At 44.0% G+C, this 20,940-nt stretch carries 21 protein-coding genes and 1 pseudogene; 11 read left to right on the forward strand and 11 right to left on the reverse strand.

Features of this window, described 5'->3' with window-relative positions:
- Nucleotides 1-64 precede the first annotated feature (64 nt).
- From AAFN85_RS08170 to AAFN85_RS08190, 5 genes are all read left to right on the forward strand, one after another.
- Complete coding sequence (locus tag AAFN85_RS08170; protein WP_347526641.1) at nucleotides 65-631, forward strand: K(+)-transporting ATPase subunit C; 567 nt, start codon at nucleotides 65-67, stop codon at nucleotides 629-631.
- Nucleotides 632-883: 252 nt separating this feature from the next.
- Entirely contained in the window at nucleotides 884-2,011 is a 1,128-nt protein-coding gene (locus tag AAFN85_RS08175) for a sensor protein KdpD (protein WP_347526643.1), read from the forward strand.
- 2 nt (nucleotides 2,012-2,013) lie between these two features.
- Nucleotides 2,014-3,735 carry an ATP-binding protein gene (locus AAFN85_RS08180; protein ID WP_347526645.1) on the forward strand — a complete coding sequence of 574 codons (1,722 nt, stop codon included), beginning with the start codon at nucleotides 2,014-2,016 and terminating at the stop codon, nucleotides 3,733-3,735.
- Nucleotides 3,736-4,024: 289 nt separating this feature from the next.
- Nucleotides 4,025-4,585, forward strand: a complete 561-nt coding sequence (locus AAFN85_RS08185) for an NUDIX hydrolase (RefSeq protein WP_347526646.1) — start codon at nucleotides 4,025-4,027, stop codon at nucleotides 4,583-4,585.
- Nucleotides 4,586-4,624: 39 nt separating this feature from the next.
- The gene (locus tag AAFN85_RS08190; RefSeq protein ID WP_347526647.1) at nucleotides 4,625-5,356 is read left to right on the forward strand and encodes a lysophospholipid acyltransferase family protein; all 732 of its coding nucleotides are present in this window, start codon (nucleotides 4,625-4,627) and stop codon (nucleotides 5,354-5,356) included.
- A 121-nt stretch (nucleotides 5,357-5,477) separates the two neighbouring features.
- Here the strand turns inward: AAFN85_RS08190 and AAFN85_RS08195 are convergent, their stop codons facing one another.
- Entirely contained in the window at nucleotides 5,478-5,873 is a 396-nt protein-coding gene (locus AAFN85_RS08195; RefSeq protein WP_347526648.1) for a cupin domain-containing protein, read from the reverse strand.
- A 168-nt stretch (nucleotides 5,874-6,041) separates the two neighbouring features.
- On the opposite strand from AAFN85_RS08195, the gene AAFN85_RS08200 reads away from it, so the two are divergent.
- The 3 genes from AAFN85_RS08200 to AAFN85_RS08210 all read left to right on the forward strand — a co-directional run bounded on the left by AAFN85_RS08200 (nucleotide 6,042) and on the right by AAFN85_RS08210 (nucleotide 8,177).
- Nucleotides 6,042-6,434 carry a putative quinol monooxygenase gene (locus AAFN85_RS08200; protein ID WP_347526650.1) on the forward strand — a complete coding sequence of 131 codons (393 nt, stop codon included), beginning with the start codon at nucleotides 6,042-6,044 and terminating at the stop codon, nucleotides 6,432-6,434.
- A gap of 373 nt (nucleotides 6,435-6,807) precedes the next feature.
- Nucleotides 6,808-7,281, forward strand: a complete 474-nt coding sequence (locus AAFN85_RS08205) for a ribonuclease H-like YkuK family protein (RefSeq protein WP_022834144.1) — start codon at nucleotides 6,808-6,810, stop codon at nucleotides 7,279-7,281.
- 59 nt (nucleotides 7,282-7,340) lie between these two features.
- Complete coding sequence (locus AAFN85_RS08210) at nucleotides 7,341-8,177, forward strand: sulfurtransferase (protein ID WP_347526651.1); 837 nt, start codon at nucleotides 7,341-7,343, stop codon at nucleotides 8,175-8,177.
- Nucleotides 8,178-8,332: 155 nt separating this feature from the next.
- Here the strand turns inward: AAFN85_RS08210 and AAFN85_RS08215 are convergent, their stop codons facing one another.
- The 9 genes and pseudogenes from AAFN85_RS08215 to AAFN85_RS08255 form a co-directional block, all read right to left on the reverse strand.
- Nucleotides 8,333-9,673 carry a sigma-54 dependent transcriptional regulator gene (locus tag AAFN85_RS08215; RefSeq protein WP_347526652.1) on the reverse strand — a complete coding sequence of 447 codons (1,341 nt, stop codon included), beginning with the start codon at nucleotides 9,671-9,673 and terminating at the stop codon, nucleotides 8,333-8,335.
- A gap of 268 nt (nucleotides 9,674-9,941) precedes the next feature.
- A pseudogene (locus tag AAFN85_RS08220) lies at nucleotides 9,942-10,067 on the reverse strand (YqaE/Pmp3 family membrane protein); the annotation flags it as partial.
- A 52-nt stretch (nucleotides 10,068-10,119) separates the two neighbouring features.
- Nucleotides 10,120-10,671, reverse strand: a complete 552-nt coding sequence (locus AAFN85_RS08225; protein WP_347526653.1) for an acyl-CoA thioesterase — start codon at nucleotides 10,669-10,671, stop codon at nucleotides 10,120-10,122.
- A gap of 191 nt (nucleotides 10,672-10,862) precedes the next feature.
- Complete coding sequence (locus AAFN85_RS08230; RefSeq protein ID WP_347526654.1) at nucleotides 10,863-12,125, reverse strand: DUF5103 domain-containing protein; 1,263 nt, start codon at nucleotides 12,123-12,125, stop codon at nucleotides 10,863-10,865.
- Entirely contained in the window at nucleotides 12,122-12,553 is a 432-nt protein-coding gene (locus AAFN85_RS08235) for a hypothetical protein (protein ID WP_347526655.1), read from the reverse strand. Before AAFN85_RS08235 ends, AAFN85_RS08230 begins: the two co-directional genes overlap by 4 nt.
- Nucleotides 12,554-12,678: 125 nt before the next feature.
- Nucleotides 12,679-14,601 (reverse strand): ribosomal protection-like ABC-F family protein, encoded by a 1,923-nt coding sequence (gene abc-f, locus AAFN85_RS08240; protein WP_347526657.1) that lies wholly within the window; start codon nucleotides 14,599-14,601, stop codon nucleotides 12,679-12,681.
- 113 nt (nucleotides 14,602-14,714) lie between these two features.
- Nucleotides 14,715-15,113 (reverse strand): hypothetical protein, encoded by a 399-nt coding sequence (locus AAFN85_RS08245; protein ID WP_347526658.1) that lies wholly within the window; start codon nucleotides 15,111-15,113, stop codon nucleotides 14,715-14,717.
- Between the two features lie 2 nt (nucleotides 15,114-15,115).
- Nucleotides 15,116-15,886, reverse strand: coding sequence for an SGNH/GDSL hydrolase family protein (locus tag AAFN85_RS08250; protein ID WP_347526659.1), 771 nt, complete (start codon nucleotides 15,884-15,886; stop codon nucleotides 15,116-15,118).
- A gap of 158 nt (nucleotides 15,887-16,044) precedes the next feature.
- Nucleotides 16,045-16,404: a hypothetical protein gene (locus AAFN85_RS08255; protein WP_347526660.1), complete on the reverse strand. Its 360-nt coding sequence runs from the start codon at nucleotides 16,402-16,404 to the stop codon at nucleotides 16,045-16,047.
- Nucleotides 16,405-16,561: 157 nt separating this feature from the next.
- Between AAFN85_RS08255 and AAFN85_RS08260 the strand changes: the two genes are divergently transcribed.
- On the forward strand, nucleotides 16,562-17,059 hold the full coding sequence (locus AAFN85_RS08260; protein ID WP_347526662.1) for a TspO/MBR family protein: 498 nt from the start codon (nucleotides 16,562-16,564) through the stop codon (nucleotides 17,057-17,059).
- 65 nt (nucleotides 17,060-17,124) lie between these two features.
- Complete coding sequence (locus AAFN85_RS08265; protein ID WP_347526663.1) at nucleotides 17,125-17,658, forward strand: hypothetical protein; 534 nt, start codon at nucleotides 17,125-17,127, stop codon at nucleotides 17,656-17,658.
- Nucleotides 17,659-17,800: 142 nt separating this feature from the next.
- On the opposite strand, the gene AAFN85_RS08270 is transcribed toward AAFN85_RS08265, so the two are convergent.
- Nucleotides 17,801-20,161: a BamA/TamA family outer membrane protein gene (locus AAFN85_RS08270; protein ID WP_347526664.1), complete on the reverse strand. Its 2,361-nt coding sequence runs from the start codon at nucleotides 20,159-20,161 to the stop codon at nucleotides 17,801-17,803.
- Between AAFN85_RS08270 and AAFN85_RS08275 the strand changes: the two genes are divergently transcribed.
- Nucleotides 20,152-20,901, forward strand: a complete 750-nt coding sequence (locus AAFN85_RS08275; protein WP_347526665.1) for an RNA methyltransferase — start codon at nucleotides 20,152-20,154, stop codon at nucleotides 20,899-20,901. The genes AAFN85_RS08270 and AAFN85_RS08275 overlap by 10 nt on opposite strands.
- Nucleotides 20,902-20,940 lie beyond the last annotated feature (39 nt).

Consider the following 20,940-nt stretch of genomic DNA (forward strand, 5'->3'; position numbering starts at 1 on the left):
AAGCTTTAACTCCCATCCGATACAAGCCCCACGTTCCTAAACTCATCTTTAAAAATTAAATAAAATGAAAACTTATTTGTTGCCATCCATCAAGCTTACTTTAATACTTATTGTATTAACAGCCGGCATATATCCATTAGCCATTGCAGGCATCGGTAAATTTACCCCCGGCAAAGGCGATGGCGAAACCATCACTTACAAAGGCCGTGTAGTTGGTTACGCCAACATCGGTCAAAAATTTACTAAAGACGAATATTTCTGGGGCCGCCCATCGGCTGTTGATTATAATGCTGCCGGTTCGGGAGGCTCTAACAAAGGCCCTTCAAACCCTGATTATTTGAAACAGGTTGAAGGCCGTATTGATGATTTCATGAAACACAACCCCGGCGTAACCCGCTCACAGATTCCTGCCGAACTGGTTACAGCTTCGGGCAGTGGTTTGGATCCGGACCTTTCGCCTGCAGGTGCTAAGGTGCAGGTTGCACGTGTAGCTAAAGTTCGTGGTTTATCGGTTGATGCTTTGAATAAACTGGTTGATGAACATACTGAGCAGCCTTTGTTAGGCATGTTTGGTGCGGCTAAAGTGAACGTTTTAAAGTTGAATGTGGCGTTGGATGGATTGAAGAAATAAAAACAATCTGCCGCGGGTTTAGCGCAGCGTAACCCGTGGTGAACTATGGTGTAAGTTTTCAACTTACACTCCCCTGCCGTTATTGATGACAACACCAACAACGGCGCAGAATGGGGACTAAAGTTGAAAACTTTAGCTATTACGCACCACGGGTTACGCTGCGCTAAACCCGCGGCAGAAGTACTAAGAGCAAAAAATAAAATCAATAAATTTAAACTCTCTCCGCCAACTGGCGGAAGATTTAGAGGGGTTATGGAAAACACCAAAGAGCAATCCGTTGAGCATTTCCTGGAGCTGATCAAAAAATCGCGCCGGGGTAAGTTCAAAGTGTACATTGGCATGAGTGCCGGGGTGGGCAAAACCTACCGCATGTTGCAGGAGGCCCAAACGCTGATGCGCAACGGTATCGACGTAAAAATTGGTTACATCGAAACCCATAACCGTAAAGAAACACATGCCCTGCTGGAAGGATTGCCGGTAATTCCGCGCCGGAGATTGTTTTACAAAGGGAAGGAACTGGAGGAGATGGACCTTAAAGCGGTGATCAGCCTGCGCCCTGAGGTGGTTATTGTTGATGAGCTTGCCCATACCAATATTGAAGGCAGCAGTAACGAAAAACGCTGGCAGGACGTACTGGAGATATTGAACGCAGGCATCAACGTAATTAGCGCCGTGAACATTCAGCACATGGAAAGCTTGAACGAGGAAGTGGAGCGGATAACCGGCGCAACTATTCACGAACGTGTACCTGATAAAGTTTTGCAACTGGCCGATGAGGTGGTAAACATTGACCTTACTGCAGATGAACTAATAGAGCGTTTGAAAGAAGGCAAGATCTACGATGAGAAAAAGATCCCTACCGCACTGAACAACTTTTTCCAGGTAGAGCGAATACTACAGCTGCGTGAGCTGGCCCTCCGCGAAGTTGCCCACCAGGTTGAGCGGAAGATTGATATTGAAGTGCCCAAAACCATTAAACTGCGGCCCGAATTGTTTTTGGCCTGTATCAGCACTAATGATGAATCGGCAAAAGTTATTATCCGCAAAACGGCGAGGCTGTCGTCATACTATCGTTCCAAATGGTATTTGTTGTATGTACAAACCTCGCGCGAGAGCAGCGATAAGATTAACTTAGCAGCGCAAAGGCACCTCATCAATAATATGAAACTGGCCACGCAACTGGGCGGCGAGGTACTCAAAATAAAAAACGACCATGTGGCCCGCACCATTTGGGAAACGGCCGAAAAATATGATATTACCACGATTTGCATTGGCAAGCCGCGGTTTAAATTTTACCAGCTGATCATGAAAACGGCCGTGTTTACACAGCTGCTAAATAAAATGTCGAAAACGGATATAGACCTTGTAATACTTTCATAACCATGACCATTAAAAATAAACTCCGCACAGGTATCGGCTTCCTGTTCACACTGGCATTAATTTGCTGCGGAATGTCGATATATTACCTCAACAGGCTCTCGGCCGATGCCGGTGCCATATTGAAGGACAATTATAAAAGTGTGCAGTATGTTCAAAATATACTAACAGCGGTTGATTCGCGCTCTGGTCGTTTTTCGGAGGCACAGCTTAAAACCATTAACAAAAATATGGCTTTGCAGCAGCGCAACGTTACCGAGGTTGGCGAGCAGCAGTTTACAGATTCGGCAACAGTTACCTTAGATAAACTGGTAAACTTTACTGGGAACGAGGCTGACCTGAACCAGTTAAGGGTACGCCTGCACCAGCACCTGTACAGTATTATGCGGGTAAATATGGATGCCATATCCCACAAAAACGATGTGGCCAGTGCCACCTCCAAACGCGGTACCTGGCTGGTGGCATTTTTTGGAGCCTTGTTGTTCCTGGTGGCCTTCAGCTTCGCGGTTAATTTTCCAGGGTATATCGCTAACCCAATTAAAGAGCTTACCGCCCGCATCCGGGATGTATCAAACAAAGATTATCACCAACAGATCCACTTTGAATCGGACGATGAGTTTGGTGAACTGGGACAGGCTTTTAACAACATGACCCGCAAACTGGGCGAATTTGAGAATAGCAACCTTGCAAGTATCCTATTCGAGAAGAAACGGATCGAAACCATCATCAACTCTATGCAGGATGCCATTATTGGTCTGGATGAGAAACAGGTGATCATATTTGCCAACCAGGTAGCATGTAACCTAATAGGTATGAAAGCAGAACAGTTAACAGGCGAATATGCCCCCGACATCGCCTTAGAGAACGACCTGATGCGCAAACTACTGGTAAACGACCAAGCTAAACTGCGCATATTTGCCGATAACCACGAGGGTTTCTACTCGCGCGAGTCATTGTCTGTAAATAATAAAGACAAGGTGATAGGCAAGGTGATCATCCTGAAAAACGTTACCGAATACCAGCAATTGGATGAGGCTAAAACCAATTTCATCGCCACCATATCGCACGAACTGAAAACGCCAATCTCATCCATTAAAATGAGTTTGAAGCTTTTGGAAGATGAGCGTATTGGCGATGTAAACGCCGAGCAACGTCAGCTGATCAGCAATATAGATGATGATACCCGCAGATTGTTATTAATTACCGGCGAGCTACTGGATATGGCCCAGGTAGAAACCGGTAAACTGCAACTCAACTTCGGTAGTACCCATCCACAAAACATTGTGGACTACGCCGTGAAAGCTATCAAATTTATTGCAGATCAAAAACAAGTAGAGATCAGAGTAAAATGTGACGAAACTCTACCTAAAGTGCATGCCGATCTGGATAAAACTACCTGGGTGTTGATTAACCTGCTATCAAACGCTATTAAATATAGCCACGAAAAATCTGTAGTAGAGTTGACAGTGAAAAAGCACAAAAACGATGAGATCGAATTTTCGGTAACCGACCATGGTAAGGGGATTGAAGAACAATATTTGCCACGATTGTTTGAACGTTATTTTAAAGTTCCTAACGCATCTTCCGAGCAGGCTGGTACTGGGTTAGGTTTGGCGATAGCTAAAGATTTTATTGAGGCGCAGGCCGGGAAAATTAGTGTGGATAGCGAGATTGGTTCGGGTAGTACGTTTTGCTTTACGTTGAAGCGGAGTATTACAGCGGCGTAAACTCCCCCAGCGGTCGTGTAGACACGACCGCTGGGGGAGTTTTTTCAATTCCCTCCCTCGGGAGGGGCGCGTTAGAAAGTGCGGTGGCAGGGAGGGGTTTCTACGCCCTGCCTAATGATTATGCACAACGTAGAAACCCCTCCCTACACCCTCCCAAGGGAGGGAATCGCACTGCCCCATGCTTTTTCACTTGTCTCCCCTCCCCTAAGTTCGTATCTCCACGACCGCTTCACCCGTCAAAATTCAATTTAATTCTCCCAAACCCCATGTGATGCTGTATTTTTAAACCATGCATCACCCCGAAGACAATCCCTGGAAAATAACTTCAGAAAAAAACGTTTATGATAACCCCTGGATCAATGTTACCGAGTACCAAGTGATCAACCCAGCGGGCAATCCCGGTATTTATGGCAAGGTTCATTATAAAAACCTGGCTATTGGAGTTTTGCCTTTGGATGACGAACTGAACACCTACCTGGTAGGCCAATTCAGGTTTACGCTTAACCAATACAGCTGGGAAATGCCCGAAGGCGGCGGCCCGGAAGGCACCGATCCACTGGCATCTGCCAAACGTGAACTATTGGAAGAAACAGGCTTAAAAGCATCACAGTGGACAGAGATCCAGCGCCTGCACCTCAGCAATTCGGTAAGCGACGAGTTGAGCATTTTATACTTAGCCCGTGGCCTTGCACAGTTTGAAGCCGAACCCGAAGAAACCGAGCAACTCATTATCAAAAAAGTGCCCTTTGCCGAAATGTACCGCATGGTTTGCGATGGCGAAATAACCGACGCCATGACCGTGGCCGCGGTTTTAAAAGTGCAGTTGCTACTTACAGAAAACCGTTTGTAAACTACCGCTTTATTGAAAAAACTATAACTTTGGCTATTGATGAAAAAGTTAATAGGCTATCTGCTGTCGCCCTTTGCCATAATCGCATTTTTTTTGGTATTGGTTATTTTTCAACCTATCCAATGGGTTTGTTTTCGTTTTTTTGGATATGCGGCGCACAAGCGTGTGGTCGACTTTCTTAATTTATGTTTGTATAGTACGTTTTATGTTATAGGCGATACCGTAACCTTTATTAACAAACAAAATCTGCCTGTTGGCAGGCCTATCATATTTATCTCCAATCATCAAAGCTTACTGGATATCCCCCCGCTTATTTATCACCTGCGTAAATACCACGCTAAATTTATCTCGAAAGTGGAGCTTACCAAAGGTATCCCTTCCATCAGCTATAACCTGAAACACGGCGGCGGTGCCAATATCGACCGTAAAGATCCCCGCCAATCAATGACCGAACTGATGAAGCTTGGCGAAAGGATGAAGACTAACAATTGGTCGGCCGTAATATTTCCGGAAGGCACCCGGTCAAAAGATGGCGTGGTGAGACCTTTTCAGTCTGCCGGAGTGGCCATGTTGTTAAAAAAATGCCCCGATGCATTATTGGTTCCTATTGCCATCGAAAACAGCTGGAAGGTGGTGCGCTACGGTGTTTATCCGCTGGATACTTTTGTACCGATGAAATGGACTGTACTTGAACCTATTGAGCCAGGTAAAACTCCCGTAGCCGAATTGGTGCAGCAGGCTGAAGATAGGATTAGAGCGATAGTAGGTTGATTACTCATACCATTTGTCATTGCGAGCGTAGCGCGGCAACCGCACACTATACAGGGCGGCTATGCTAACGTGCGATTGCTTCGTCGTACCTCCTCGCAATGACATGGGTTATATGGTGGTTTTACCCCTTAAAATCCTCATCACTCACCTGCTCCATCCAATCAACTGGCGATCCATTTAATTTCTCTTGTATAGCGATATGGCTCATAGCTGTAGTATCGGTAGCGCCGTGCCAATGCTTTTCATTCGGCAGAAAATAAACTACATCTCCCTGGTAAATATTTTGTTTGGCATCGCCCTCGCGTTGCACCCAACCAGCACCCGCGGTAACAATTAATGTTTGGCCAAACGGATGCGTATGCCAGGCTGTACGTGCACCCGGCTCGAAGGTTACTAAAGCCATGGCCACGCGTGATGGCTCGGGCGGGCTGATCAATGGATCGATGCGAACAGTTCCGGTAAAATATTCGGCAGGCCCTTTGCCTGAAGGCTGCGAGCCGTTTCTTTTAATTTCCATGTATTTTGTTTCTGTTAGATGTTTTATAAAGTCAAAATTAAGCAACCTGTTTTTAAGGCTTTGATAATTTAAATGCAATCAGTAAAAATGGTAAGCAAATCAGTAGTTGATATAACAATATTGTAAGTGGGTATGGGGATATTTGATAACATATCCAATCCATTAAACATGAGAGCACTATTACTAACCTTAATTACAGTTTTTGTCATGATCCTATCGCTACAAAATGTTTCCGCCCAACAACAAACCGGACAGGTTGTACATATAGCGAAATTAGAAATAGATCCTGCACAACTGGACAGCTATACTGCCGCTTTGAAGGAGCATATCCAAACCGCCATTAAGGTTGAACCGGGCGTATTAACCTTGCATGCCGTAGCCGATAAAAGCAATCCGGCACATATCACCGTTTTTGAAATTTATGCTGATACCGCGGCCTATAAGGCGCATTTACAATCGCCCCACTTTAAAAAATACAAAACCGGGACTAAGGATATGGTAAAATCACTGGAGTTGATTGACGTTACGCCGATTGAGCTGGCCGCGAAGGAGAAGTTGTAGGGCATCAAGATAAAAAATGATATCCCTGGTCGAAGTTTAGCGCAGCGTAACTTCGTCCTAAACTGTATTAAGCTTTCAGCTTAATTTTCCCGTTAGTTCGATGCAGATGATAAGGCTTTTGCTTTGATGCCTCGCAAGCAGAATGCTTGCTTTAGTTTAGGACGAAGTTACGCTGCGCTAAACTTCGACCAGTTCCTAATTCTACCTTTCGCCTTTGACCTTTCCCCTTTAGCCTCCCAACCCGCAAACTGTTAACAATCAGCTAAATGTTAACAAATAAATCACATGTTATTTACGTTAATATGAAAGCTTATCGCTTATTTTTATAGACCCGTAAAACAGGTCATTCAAAATTTACCTAAATAACTTTTATATGACCTGGAGAAAATTCAGTGGCGAAGTAATCCAATCGCCAATTATGGAAGAGGTTGAAAAGGCAATCGAGCGCGAATCTCTTCTCGGCAACAAGCTCAAAGTATGTATCGGTACCGACTCGCAAGTTAAAGGATCTGTAACGGATTTTGCTACCGTGATCGTTTTTCTGCGCGAAAAACGTGGTGCCTTTATGTTCATCCACCAGGAACGTACCTCGCAAAAAATGAGCATCAAAGAAAGGATGCTGAGCGAAGTACAAAAATCGATCGACATTGCCTACAAGCTTTGCGATCTGCTTGACCTGTACGATGTTGACCTTGAGGTTCATGCCGATATCAACACCAACCCGATGTTTAAAAGTAACGCGGCCCTGCACGAGGCTATGGGTTACATCCTGAGCATGGGCTTTGTGTTTAAAGCTAAACCCGAGGCCTTTGCAAGCTCGTACTGCGCTAACAAAATAGTGCAGTAAATTACAAAAACTACGGGCGGTGTATCTATATTTGGTATTATAACATACCAGATATACCTATGTCGTCATTAATTGAAATCAACGATCCGGCTTTGGCCGGCAAGGATACTATTCTTATTGATGCCCGTGCAGGGCAGGATTCACACCAGCGCTACCTGGCCGGTCACCTCAAAAACGCTGTTTACGCCGACCTCGACCAGCACCTTACCACTAAACCGGAAGATCCCGCTTATGGCGGCCGTCACCCGTTGCCCAATATACAGGAGTTTGCTGTACAATTAGGTAACTGGGGAGTTACGCCTGCAAGTCATGTAGTGGTTTATGATGATAAATCAGGCGCGTTCGCGGCATCACGTTTATGGTGGATGTTGCGTGCTATCGGTCACGAAAATGTGCAGGTTTTGAATGGCGGTTTACAGGCGGCTAAAGCCGCAGGTGTTGAATTGAGTAACGAAGATTATGCGCCAACCCCGGTTGATCCATACCCGGTAACGCATGAGTACGCTAATACTGTTGAGATCGAAGAAGCAGGCAAGGCAGCTAAAGACCCATCACGCGTGGTAATAGACGTGCGTGAGACACCTCGTTATTTAGGACAGACAGAACCATTGGATCTGATCGCCGGCCATATTCCAGGCGCGTTAAATCTTCCTTATACTAACAATTTGGATGCAGATGGTAAGTATTTACCCGCAGATGAATTGCGCAAAGCTTATGATGCCGCTATTGGCGATGTAGCGCATGACCAGATAGTGGTCCATTGCGGATCGGGCGTTACGGCTTGCCATACCTTGTTGGGATTGGATTATGCGGGTATTACCGGGCCAAAATTGTATGTTGGCTCATGGAGCGAATGGTCGAGAAGGGATTTGCCGATCGGGAAGGAAGAGAGGTAAGTCTTAATAAAAAAAAATCTGCCGCTCGGCTCCTGCCGAGTGGCAACTATTTTCAGGCCTCTGGCCTGCGATTAGTAGTCGGCCAGAGGCCGTGTGGTAGTCGACACTCGGCTGGAGCCGAGCGTCTGCTTCTTGTCTTTTCTACTCTTTTCTTTTTATTCTAAATTATACTCCTTCAGCTTCCTGTAAAGTGTAGCCACACCAATATTTAATAAGTGCGCTGCTTCTGCCCTATTGCCATGCGTATGGTTAAGCACCCGCTGGATATGCAGCTTCTCTACCGAAGAAAGATCAAATGCCGAAATAGGCGCGCCGCTTTTTACCTGTTGCTGTTGAACTTCGTAAGGCAGTAAACTTTCATCAAGCACATTACTATCAGTCAGGATCACGGCACGCTCCACGACGTTTTTCAGCTCGCGGATATTACCTGGCCAGGCGTAAGCTTCCAGCTTTTCAACAAACTCATCGCTCAATACATTTACTTGCTTTTTCACTTTTAAGGCGAAGTGCTGCATAAAGTATTCGGCCAGCAACTTGATATCTTTTTTACGCTCGCGCAGAGCTGGCAACGTGATCTGGAAAACAGAAAGGCGATAATACAGATCCGAGCGGAAATGCCCCTCGTTACTTTCAGCCAATAAATTGCGATTGGTAGCCGCAAGGATGCGCACGTTAACCTGTGTGGGTTTGGTATCCCCTATTTTGATGAATTGCTGCGATTCAAGTACGCGCAACAGTTTAGCTTGCAGATCATGATCAAGTTCACCTATTTCATCCAAAAATATGGTACCGCCGTTGGCTTCTTCAAACAGGCCTTTTTTATCTTTAACAGCGCCGGTAAACGAACCGGCCTTGTGGCCAAACAGTTCACTTTCCAATAATTCTTTAGTAAAAGCGCTGCAGTTTACCGCCACAAACGATTTGGCGCTGCGGGTACTGGCCTGGTGAATAGCCTCGGCAAAGATCTCTTTACCGGTACCGGTTTCGCCTAACAACAAAACCGTGGTATCGGTAAGGGCTACCTTCTGCGCCAGTTTAATAACATCGGTAATAGCGTTCGATTTGCCTATCAGCCTGTCGAAACCGAAGCGGGTATTCAGCTTGCTTTGCAAATCCATCACCTGCTGTTGCAGCATGGCCTTATCCATGGCCTTGCTTACCAGCGGGATGATCTTTTCATTATCATCCCCCTTGGTTATATAATCGAACGCGCCTGCTTTAATGGCTTTTACACCATCGTTTATAGTACCGTAGGCAGTAAGTACAATGATCTCGGTAGTGGGGTAGTTTTTCTTGATGGTTTCAGAAAGGGTAATACCATCAATATCCGGCAGTTTAACATCGCTTAAAACAACCTGTACACTTTCCTGCTGTAGTTTTTTCAAACCCTCTTTAGCTGTGCCCGCGGTAATTACTTCGTGGCCTTCTAACTGCAAAATACGCGCTAACAGGTTACGAAGGCGTTCTTCGTCGTCGATAATTAATAGTTTACCCACCCTTTATTATTTTGATTACGTTGATGAAACAGCGGCAAAGATAAACCGTTGATGGGGATGATTACGTTGATTACACTGATTTTTTATGTTTTGATTTCATGAGACGAGCAGAAATCCTGTTTAATCCTATAAATCTCCCCAAATCTCGGTTCAGACAAACACTCTCCTAATCAACCACCCACTACTCACCAACCTACCACCTCGCCCTTCTTGTCGCCCTCATCAATTGCCTGTGGCGTTTGGCATCATAGTAATCGTTGGTTACCAGTATAGAGTGGATCACTCCCGGGATCCAGAAAAACAGGGTTAAAAATATATTCAATATAAAGGCACCTATCCTGCCGGTAGTAAGGATGGCAAGCGGTGGTAATAAAAAGCATAAAAAGTAACGCATGGCTGTGGTTTTAATGTTTAGTTAACATTTAGACCATGCGGCGGGTAATTTGTTACTGCTTAATTTCTTCGCCCAGGTTGGGTGGCAGTTCATCGCCATAAAACAGCGCTTTTAGCTCTGTAGCGTCGTTCGGGTTCATTTTACCACCTAATATCAACCTTAACTGGCGGCGGCGAAGAGCGCCTTCAAATAACGCCTGTTCTTTTTCTGTTTCGGGGATGAGTTCTGCAACAGCGGTTTTCTGTCCGTCTTTATCAAGGGCAACAAAGGTGTAATAAGCTTCGTTACTTTTTACTTTGGTACCCGATGGGATATTTTGCGCCCAAACGTCCATCCTTACCTCTACCGAGGTGGTAAATGCGCGGGTAACTTTCGCTTCAATACTCACCACATCGCCCAGTTTAATTGGGGCTTTAAAGGATACATTATCTACCGATGCTGTTACCACTATGCGGTTGCAATGCTTTTGTGCCGAAATAGCGGCGGCAATATCCATCCAATGCAGCAGGCGCCCCCCCATCAGGTTGTTTAAGGTATTGGTATCATTGGGCAATACCAGTTCGTTCATGATGGTGTATGATTCCTGCGGCGATTTTCCGGTCATAAGTCAGTCGTTATTTGAGGTAAAGATAGGAGATTAATAAATGAATGTCATTTCGAAACGAGGAACGAGTGAGAAATCTTCTGCGCCCTGCTTTTACGCATGCATTGCTGCTTTGCGTGGCGTATAAGATTTCTCTTTCGCCCCAGCGCCCTGGCCTCTCTTGCTCTATCGGAAATGACAATTTTTTCGGGTTACCTCTTAGTCTCCAACTCCCTAAAGCCCACCAACTCATCCCACCTTGCAGCCGGAGGACGATAGTAGGTAAGCATCTGGTATTCGTTTTCAGTTTCAAAGTGACTGCCTTCAAAAGGCACATCGTCGGCTTTGCCGGTTTTGGCATCTACCCACACGTACTCGTAATCATACACACCTTGTTTTAGCAGCATGTTTACGGTGTAGCGGCCGTTATCAAGCGGGTGTAGTTTATTGGTTTCGTCGAGGCGGTAGTTGTTGAATTGGCCAACTACGTACGGCGCACCGTCTTTAGGATCTTTATTGGTTGAGAGTGTAAAATACACATGGGCATAATCGGCATCGGTGGCCGGTGTGGTGCCATCGTTATTCAGAATGTAAAACTTACCGTCGTTATCGTACTGAAAAACGTAGTTAGGCTGGTCGCGCACCGGATCGCCCAATAACACCACCACATTAGTCGAATCTTTATAGATTTTAGCTACCCTTTGCGAGTTGAGTTTTAGCGTACGGAAATCAAACAACCTAAACTCGTTACGACCCGGAAAATCATTTATAGATACATCGTTATAAATTAACTGCGTACCGCGAATGTAAGTAGGCTGCCCATTAAGCACCGCCGTTTCTGTGCGGGCATTTTGCATAATGAAAGTACGCAACGCATAAGCCGGATTTTGCACCACAAGGCCCGAATAATCAACCGTAAAATTCACCTTCTGGTTGGTTTGGCGGGTGGCGGTGTTGGGAGAAGGAAGCAGATCGGCCATGATGGAAACCCTTTTGCCCATTACATATAACCTACGGGTTAACACTATTTTGTTTTGGTCGCCATCTTCATAAACCTTCAGCACATAGTTGCCCGATATTTTAGGGGCGATATTATTGTTAGGAAGCGAAAGCTCATAATGCGTGTACTTTTGCATAGTACCGGTAGAGTAGTTGTAGTTGTACAACCTATCGTCGGTAAAATTTTGCAGGTACTCGGCAGGCGAAAGGTTTGATGAGTTCCAGTTGGCATCGCAATGCTCAATGGTATAATAATAATTTCGGCTACCGCCACGCAGATCATCAAAAGTTAACAAAACCTTTTCATCCGATCCTAAATTGATCAAAGGAAAAGCACCTTGCTTGCTGGTATTGTAAAACTCAACGCTTTTTATGGCCGATGAGTAAACGTTGTTGTTATAGGGTGATTGAGCGAAGCTTTGTTGGACGAGTATGGTAAAGATAACCATACTCAAAAATAATCGTATCAATTTCATTCTAAATCGCTATCTGTTTTATTCCGCTGCAAATATTGCCTTATGTCAAAGCTAAACAATACCATTGATAATATTAAAAAGGGTGAGCCGGTTGCAAAAGTAAATCCAGAACCTTCATTAGCGAATATATTATGTACAAGATAATAAAACCCAATCCACATTATACTTATTGCAATAAGCCGCATTAACAAATTCAGTTTGTGCGTACTTATAAACAACAGCAACTGCCCTATTAACAGGAACAAAGCACCTGCTGCAATTGTATCTTTAAAACTATCAGTTGGGTCAAAAGAAAATTTTAACTCTTTCAAAAATGGGAGTCCAACTTCTATCATTATAATTGGCACACCTCCATGGCCTATACCAACCAAAATAACGCAACTGAATATGAGAATAGCGATAACAATGCCTCGATATTGATTAATCATGTAATAATGTTAGGTAAAGTTCGGTGAGGCAATATAAAAAAGTCGCCATTGTAATACAATAGCGACTTTTTGTTTAAACTATGCTTCTTAAAGCCCTCTCCCTTTAGGGGAGGGTTGGGTGGGGATTACGATTCCAATTCCAAAATTTGCTCGGCCAACGCCTCCCACTTGTCCTGAACTTGTTTCAGTTCGGTTTGTTTGGCGCTGTAGGCTGCATTGGTTTGCTTCAGTTTGGCACCGTCGCTGTATATTTTTTCATCGGCCAGCTGGGCTTCAAATTGTTTAACCTCTTTTTCAAGGTCGGTAATTTGCTGCTCCATTTTGGCAAGGTCCTGGTTTAGTTTTTTGAGTTGCTGATGCCTGTTTTCGCCTTGTTGCTGTTTAACCGGCTCAGGCTTTTTCTCTTCCTTTTTAGGCTGAGGTGCAGGGGCTGCTGCTTTTGGCTCCAGTTTGCGTTTGGCGTTCCATTCGTCAAACTCGGCATAAGTACCCGGGTAAATTTTGATCTTCTGATCTTCAATAAACCAGATCTTGTTGGCCACATTATCCAGAAAATACCTGTCGTGCGAAACCACGATAAAAGTACCTTCATACTGTTCCAACGCCTGGATCAGGATATTAACCGATTGCATATCCAGGTGGTTGGTAGGCTCATCCAGTATCAGGAAGTTGGCATCGGCCGTAAGCGCTTTAGCCAAAGCCACACGAGATTTTTCACCACCCGATAGTACCTTGATCTTTTTGAACACATCATCGCCGGTAAACAAAAACGAACCTAAAATGGTACGCAATTCGGTATCGGTATGTTTAGGAGCAAATGATTGCAGTTCTTGTAATATCTGGTTTTCGAGGTGTAATGATTCTAACTGGTGCTGGGCAAAGAACGTTGTACTTACGTTATGGCCAGTGGTCATTGTACCTGTAAAGTCTTTATCGGCATTAGCGATGATACGCAGCAAGGTTGATTTACCTTTACCGTTGGCACCTATCAGGGCAATTTTATCACCTTTTTCAATTACTGCTTCACCACCATTTAAAATATCAATTGCAGGGTATTTTTTTACGATATCCTCCAACGTTACCACGTGCCTGCCCGATTGCTTGCTGAAACGGAACGCGAAGTTAACTGTTGGGTTATCATCATCCACATCATCAATCCGCTCCATTCTATCCAGCATCTTGATCCGCGACTGCGCCATTTTTGCCTTAGAGGCTTTGGCACGGAAACGCTCGATCAAACGTTCTTCCTGTTTAATTTTTGATTGCTGGTTTTTAAACTCGCCGCGCTGAATTTCTTCACGCAGCGCTTTTTCTTCCAGATAGAAAGTGTAGTTACCCGCATAAACGGTCAGCTTACCTTTGCGCGATTCAACCGTACGGTTGATCACCTTATCCAAAAACCACCTATCGTGCGATACAATGATGATAGCACCGGTGAAGGCTTTCAGATAATCTTCCAGCCATTGGATAGATGGTAAGTCAAGGTGGTTGGTAGGCTCATCCAGCAACAGGATATCTGGTGCCTGTAACAGAATTTTGGCCAGCATTACACGCATCCGCCATCCACCCGAAAAGGTGCTTAGCTTGCGTTTGCAATCATCATCGCTAAAACCTAAACCGGCCAGGATCTCGTGGGCTTTGTATTCGATATTATAACCGTCAAGCAGTTCAAACTCGTGTTGCTTGTCGCTTAGTTTATTTAATAATTCTTCGCTATAATCCGTTTCCAGCTTTTTAAGCAGGTTCTCGATCTCATCGTGCAGCTGGTTTTGGCGCTCAAAGGCTTCCATGGCCACGTGTACAATGTTTTTATCAGATGAGTAAGAGAGCAGATCCTGGTTAAGGTAACCCATGGTAAGGTCCTTAGCCATGGATATTGTTCCGGAAGTAGGCTTATAATCGCCTACAATAATTTTTAAAAGGGTAGTTTTACCAGTACCGTTGGCACCAATTAACCCAATTTTTTCACCGGGTTTAATATGCCAGTTAGCTTCATCATATAGGGCCCGCGCACCAATCTCGAACGTAAGGTTATTTATAGCAATCATTTACGCGCAAAGATACGTTTTTTGAGCTTAAAGCCGAAGGCCGAAAGCTCAAGGCTCACCAGCTAATACCGAATAATGAGGTCATGATAATAAAAATGACTCAGTATCCTTTATCAAGATTTTCTGTGAACCTTTAAAACCAGCTGAGTCTCGGCCATTTCAAACACTGTACTACCATCTTTTTCAGCTACCTTGATCAGCATAATTGTGCTCGCTTTATTTACTTCTTTAATGCGGATGATACCTTGGTCGGGGTTATATTCCCAATCGCCTTTGGGCATAGTTGCCACATTGGGCGATAAGTAAAAATGATGATCGGCATTAAAATCAAATACAGCATTAGCAAACATTGATTTAATTTTCTTGATCATCATCTCCTTTTGCTGCCCAGAAAGGTTCATGTGCTCTCCCGAAAGGTCAACATTGTCAACCTGCCATTTACCGGCAATATCTTTGGGCGGTGCGCTATTCCACAAACCGGTCAGCAGAAATAATATTACGATAGCTTTCACAATTATGCTCCTACCGCTTTCAACCAAGTTTGTGCCATTAGTGCCTCACCAGCTACGCTTGGGTGCACACCATCAAGGTTCCAATAAGTGGCCGGGGCAGTTTGCTCGGCTTTATCAAAGGCCGATTGGTAGGGCACAAATACGGCATCGAACTCGGCGGCTATATCTTTCGCGGCTTTGCGGAACAGATCAAATGTTGGATACCATTTATCATCAACGGCTTTTACATTTTTTTCGGCAAATGGCTCGCAGATCACCAGTTTAATATCGGGCAAAGCCTCTTTGGTGCGGGTAAGCAGCTTTTTATAATCGGCAATGTAAGTATCAATTGTACCGGTGTAGCCGCCGGTTAGGGTGTGCCAAAAATCATTAACGCCTATGTGGATGCTTAATACATTTGGTTTAAGTGCTAAACAATCAGTATCCCAGCGCTCGGCCAATTGGTAAACTTTATTACCGCTGATGCCTTTGTTGTAGATCTTTAATCCTTTATCCGCATGTTTAAGCAGCAGTTGCGAAGCCGTAATTAATGCATATCCCGAGCCTAAGGCACTGGTAGTATTGGGTTCGGTTTTGTTATGATCGCGGCCCCAATCGGTTATCGAGTCGCCTTGAAAAAGCACTACGTCGCCCTGGTTAAAAGCTATTTTTTTTGCCGGCATTTCGCTGGCTAAGGCCGATGAAACGATAGACGGGATGCCCATAGAAGCAATGGTACCCACAGCGGCTTTTTTTAAAAACTGGCGACGATAGTTTTGTTCGGTATTTTTCATCTGAGGTTTGTAAAGGTATTTGCCGAATTTACAGATTTACCTCAGTTATTGAAACTTTGTTGGGTTTAGTATCGGCATTTGTGAAAGGAATATTACAAAAAACAACTGCCACGGGTTACGCTGCGCTAAACCCGCGGCAGATTGTTTTTTAATTTCTTTTACTTATCCGCGACAAAATTTATAGGCTTTGCCGGATCATAGCTAACATACACCCGTTTCCATGGTTCATCATCAATCAGTTTCCATTGGTGGGCGGTGCCGGTAGTATCCTGAGCGATCAAGATCTCGCCGGGTTTCAGGATAAACTTCTCGCCGGGATAAGTTTCAAACTCAAGCGTGCCGGTGAGTGTTATCACATACTGCTCAACAGGGGCGTTATGCCAATCGTAAAAAGCATGAGGCTCTGATTCCTGGAACCTGACAGCCAGCGCCTCACTTAGCGGCCCTAACTCAACCCTACCCTTTTCAATATGCGAATGGCCGTCTTCTCCTGTAAATAACCTGTATGCTTTTATCATGGCAGCTAAACTAACATTTAGCCGCCACAACCAATATAGCTTATCACAATTATTGCATAATAGTGGCATCCCTTCTGTTTAACGGGGATAATACCTATTTTTAACATTTAGCTATACCGTAAAACTTATCATCGTTTTACCGGTTCAACAATACATTATGCCCGCACCCGTATCTACAAAACGCTTTCAGTTTTTGCCATATTTCATTAACCTGCTTATTGTATTTGGCATAGGTATAACTGCCTCATTAGTTACCCGGCCAGAAATTGCCGGTTGGTACAGTACGCTTAAAAAGCCATCTTTTAATCCACCACCGTGGTTATTTGGGCCGGTTTGGTCGGCTATTTATATAATGATAGCTACCGCTGCCTACCTGGTTTGGAAACACCGGAGTAAAAAGCCGGCGTATATCATTGCCCGTTCAGTTTATTTTGTGCAGCTGATACTCAATTTTTCATGGTCGATGGTATTTTTTGGCATGCATCAAATAATGGGCGCGTTGGTTGTGATTACCTTGTTGTGGGTAAGCATTATTGTTAATATTAACTGGTTTGGCAAATTCAACAAGGTAGCCGCATGGTTGCTGGCTCCTTACCTTGTTTGGGTAAGCTTTGCCACGGTACTTAACGCCAGTATATATTTCCTTAACCGATAGCGATAAAAAACACTATTTTTATTGCAGATATTTACAACACCGATAAAGATCTTTTTATCCAACCCATGAAAAAGTTTCTACTTATTTTTTGTTTGATCTCGGCAGTTCACAGCCTTGCCTTTGCCGATAAAGTAGCCATAAACCATTTTGTAATAAAGGAAAACCCCTTTGCCGTTGATGAAGTTGCTGTAGTTGCAACGGATACTGCCGGTGTGATACAAGAAAACGTGAACGGCGTATTCACCTTTGTAATGAACGGCTTTACCGAAGAACTTAAATTTGACAAAGGCACCGCCTTCTATCGCCATAAACTCGATCGCTCAAGCTTTTTGTATGCCAAACACATGAACGATAGCGGTACCCATGCCATACTATACTACATATACAAACACGATAGCAAACTAAGCCCTTTTCATATCAGCTGGATTTTGTTGGTTGCTATTCCCCTATTGTTGGTATTACTGGCCTATATGTTTAAGCGGTTTATAATTATCGCGGTAGTGATCTTCTGTATCTTCCTGTATTTTAACTACCACAATGGCCTAAGCATCCCAACGTTTTTCGAAAGCATTATTGATGGGTTGAAGAATATGTTTTAGGGAGAAGCTAAAAGCCGAAGGCTTAAGGCCAAAAGCATTTTTGTTGGCTTAAAGCAAAAAGCCGACGGTTCAAAGTTTTAATACTTTACCTTCGGCTTTTTTGTTCTTTGCTTTTTGCTTAAGGCCTTAAGCTTTTAGCTTTCTAAAACGGCATTCCTATACCAAAGTTCAGCTGCATAAAGTTGTATTCTTCGCCGTTCGTTTTTCGGTAGTTGGTTTTGAATGATCCTCTGCTAAACAATTCGCCGGCGTGATTAAAGAGCACCCATTGGTCGCTGCCGCTAAATTGAGGGTCTTTAAATTTAAAGGCCGCATCAAGCCTGAATACGAAGAAGCTTAAGTCAAACCGCACGCCTGTACCAATACCCATAGCGGTAGATTGCCAAAGGTTGTTAAGCCTGAACTCGCCGTTAGGGTTATCACTTTGCTTATGCAAGCGCCATACGTTACCGGCATCTAAAAAGAAAGCGCCTTTTAGCTTAGCGCCAAAAAAGTTATCGGCCAGTTTATAACGATACTCGGCATTGGTAACAAACTTAACCTCACCAAACTGATCGAGGTATTTTAAGCGGTTACGCGTTGTTGAATCCGAGCCATAGTACGCGCCGCGATTAAATTGCCCTGGGCCAAGCGTACGTGGCAGCCATGCCCTGATATCGTTGGCACCACCTGTATAAAAGTTTTTCTCAAATATCAGCTGGGTACTGTTACCATATGGTATGCCTATACCCGGGTTAAACCTGATGATGAATTGCTTTTCGTTACCAAAATTACGGTAAAGGCGCAGGTCAAGTTCTACCTTGGTATATTGCGAAAACGTGTAACCAAATAGCTGGCGCTGCCCAAGTGTATCTTTACGGGCGTTGGTTAGGTTAGCTACCAGATTTAAAAGGTTACCGCCTAAATCCAAACTACTCCTGAAATAGGTAAAATCTTCATACCCGTTAAGTTTGGCAGCGTTAACCTGGAAGGTGTATTGGCTACCGGTAGTGAACGTTGTACGCCCGATAAGGTAGATATACGAGTAGCGGTTTTTAGCCAACAAAGTATCCCGCGCTATAGGATCAATTATACCCCGCGAAAACTCGATATTGATTGGAGTGATGATGTGCGTTTTTTTGGTAGTTTCCGAGAAATCCCAGCTAAAGGAGTTGATAAAACTTTCGCGTTTAACGAGGTCTTTTTGGTAGAATAACGAGTAATTTGACGAGAACGTAGTGTGTGGCACCGCGAATTTACCCAGCAACGGAAACTTAAACGGCAACAATAGGCGCGGGTAAGTTAGCTGCGCGCCCAACCTAAGCTCCTGGTTTTGGATAATGCTATGATCGGTACCCACATCGTTCCCGTTATCAAACAGGATACTCCAATTGGCTTTTAGTTGCAATATGGCGGCTTGTTTAAACAGGTTCCTATCGGTAAATGTATTGCCGATGTTGTAACCAAAGCGCCCGCCGCTAAACAGCACCTCACCTTCCACACGGTCGCTCATGCGCTTTAAGGGCACTATATCAATCCGCGAATTTAGCCTGTCGGTACTATCGTTTATTTTTTGATAGGTTGGATTGGGCACATTCCTGAAAACATTTAATTCGGATAACCGGGCAGTGGTAATAGTTTGCAGGTCGATATTGTAACGCGCGTTCTTTTTCTGAAAAATAAAATCGGTAACTACCCTTGGCGAAAACCGTTTGGAATAATCAACAAACGTAAACTGCGAGTCGGTGCGTAGGGTATCAACCTTACCGGTAGTACGACCGTTGCTGTTGGCAATAGTAATAACCGTATTGTTAACGTAATAAACAATGTGATTTTTTTTGCCCGGAGGGTTATCAACAGTCATTTTAACATCCACCACGCTACGGTTAAACGTAGTGTCGTATGTAAAATTGATGTACTGGCGATAAAAGTCGAAAAAACCATCGCGCTTGGCCAGCATATAAAATTCATCCCTATCATGCGCCAGACTATCGGTATCAAAACGCCCACCCGGCTGGATATGCGTCATCTTGTTTCTGTGAAGATTGTATAATGCCCGCAGGTTATGGTCGGCAATACTATCTGTAAACTTGCGGATGCGGAACATCGGGCCTTCCTGCACATTAAATATCAATTCGGCCTTTTGCTTTTTGATGGCTATGCTATCGGTAACTTTTGCTTTAAGATAACCGCGGTTTTGGATATACTTTTCTATCTGAAAACGCGAATACTCAACCAGGTTGCTATCTAAAATAGCCGGGGCCTCACCTATATCGCGTTTACCTTTTTTACTAAATGTATAATAAAGTTGCAGGTTAAGCGCGTTGTTTGGCTGCTGTTCCTTATCTACATAATTTACAGCCACATCAGCAAATTCTTTATCAACACCCTTAATGGTAATTTTGCGTACCAGCGCCTGATCTTTATTGATCCCTCTGGTAAGACTACAGCCCGACCCGATAATAACCAGCAAAATACTTAATATTGTAAGGCGGAAAATAACGGGCTTGGAGTATGCTTTCAAAATCACAGATCAGTTTATTAAAATCCTTACAACATAAAAAATTCAGAAAAGAGCATGGCTTATTTTTGGTAGAAGGCCACAAATCGGTTATTGAATTTGTTAACACTGCATACCAGGTTGATACCATTTACCATACCGCCGCAATCGTCCCAAAATTGCTGAATTTATCCCGAAAAATAAACTTTCAGGAGATTTCATTGGCCGATTTGGAAAAGATCAGCAGTTTGAAAACCCCGCAAGAGGTAATTGGTTTGGTAAAAATGCCAATTTGGCCATCTTTAAATTATAACACGTTAAAAAACAGGTTTTCGCTGGTGCTTGATGGCGTGCAGGATCCCGGCAATATGGGCACTATTATCCGCACTGCCGATTGGTTTGGCATTACCGATATCATTTGTTCGGAAGATACTGTTGATGTTTATAACTCTAAAGTAGTACAGGCCACCATGGGCTCGCTGGCCAGGGTAAATGTACATTATACAGATCTGGCCACTACCCTACCGCAAATAAAGCTGCCGATATTTGGGGCGATGCTTGATGGCGAAAATATGTACAGCACAAATTTTGGCAACGAGGGTTTATTGGCCATGGGAAATGAAGGCAACGGCTTACGCCCCGATATACAGGCACTTATCAATAAAAAAATAACTATTCCGCGCGTTGGGCAGGCCGAATCGCTCAACGTAGCGATAGCCACGGCCATATTTTGTTCAGAAATTAAGCGAAATTCGTTGAAATAAATTTGTTCGCTAAAAATAATTACTATCTTTGCAGTCCTT

It is taken from the genome of Mucilaginibacter sp. CAU 1740 (assembly GCF_039839285.1).
Lineage (GTDB): Bacteria > Bacteroidota > Bacteroidia > Sphingobacteriales > Sphingobacteriaceae > Mucilaginibacter.

Excerpts from the sequence above, each read along its gene's own strand:
- AAFN85_RS08170 (WP_347526641.1), top strand. The coding sequence starts at position 65 with ATGAAAACTTATTTGTTGCCATCCATCAAGCTTACTTTAATACTTATT.
- AAFN85_RS08175 (WP_347526643.1), top strand. The coding sequence starts at position 884 with ATGGAAAACACCAAAGAGCAATCCGTTGAGCATTTCCTGGAGCTGATC.
- AAFN85_RS08180 (WP_347526645.1), top strand. The coding sequence starts at position 2,014 with ATGACCATTAAAAATAAACTCCGCACAGGTATCGGCTTCCTGTTCACA.
- AAFN85_RS08185 (WP_347526646.1), top strand. The coding sequence starts at position 4,025 with ATGCATCACCCCGAAGACAATCCCTGGAAAATAACTTCAGAAAAAAAC.
- AAFN85_RS08190 (WP_347526647.1), top strand. The coding sequence starts at position 4,625 with ATGAAAAAGTTAATAGGCTATCTGCTGTCGCCCTTTGCCATAATCGCA.
- AAFN85_RS08195 (WP_347526648.1), bottom strand. The coding sequence starts at position 5,873 with ATGGAAATTAAAAGAAACGGCTCGCAGCCTTCAGGCAAAGGGCCTGCC.
- AAFN85_RS08200 (WP_347526650.1), top strand. The coding sequence starts at position 6,042 with ATGAGAGCACTATTACTAACCTTAATTACAGTTTTTGTCATGATCCTA.
- AAFN85_RS08205 (WP_022834144.1), top strand. The coding sequence starts at position 6,808 with ATGACCTGGAGAAAATTCAGTGGCGAAGTAATCCAATCGCCAATTATG.
- AAFN85_RS08210 (WP_347526651.1), top strand. The coding sequence starts at position 7,341 with ATGTCGTCATTAATTGAAATCAACGATCCGGCTTTGGCCGGCAAGGAT.
- AAFN85_RS08225 (WP_347526653.1), bottom strand. The coding sequence starts at position 10,671 with ATGACCGGAAAATCGCCGCAGGAATCATACACCATCATGAACGAACTG.
- AAFN85_RS08230 (WP_347526654.1), bottom strand. The coding sequence starts at position 12,125 with ATGAAATTGATACGATTATTTTTGAGTATGGTTATCTTTACCATACTC.
- AAFN85_RS08235 (WP_347526655.1), bottom strand. The coding sequence starts at position 12,553 with ATGATTAATCAATATCGAGGCATTGTTATCGCTATTCTCATATTCAGT.
- abc-f (WP_347526657.1), bottom strand. The coding sequence starts at position 14,601 with ATGATTGCTATAAATAACCTTACGTTCGAGATTGGTGCGCGGGCCCTA.
- AAFN85_RS08250 (WP_347526659.1), bottom strand. The coding sequence starts at position 15,886 with ATGAAAAATACCGAACAAAACTATCGTCGCCAGTTTTTAAAAAAAGCC.
- AAFN85_RS08255 (WP_347526660.1), bottom strand. The coding sequence starts at position 16,404 with ATGATAAAAGCATACAGGTTATTTACAGGAGAAGACGGCCATTCGCAT.
- AAFN85_RS08260 (WP_347526662.1), top strand. The coding sequence starts at position 16,562 with ATGCCCGCACCCGTATCTACAAAACGCTTTCAGTTTTTGCCATATTTC.
- AAFN85_RS08265 (WP_347526663.1), top strand. The coding sequence starts at position 17,125 with ATGAAAAAGTTTCTACTTATTTTTTGTTTGATCTCGGCAGTTCACAGC.
- AAFN85_RS08275 (WP_347526665.1), top strand. The coding sequence starts at position 20,152 with ATGCTTTCAAAATCACAGATCAGTTTATTAAAATCCTTACAACATAAA.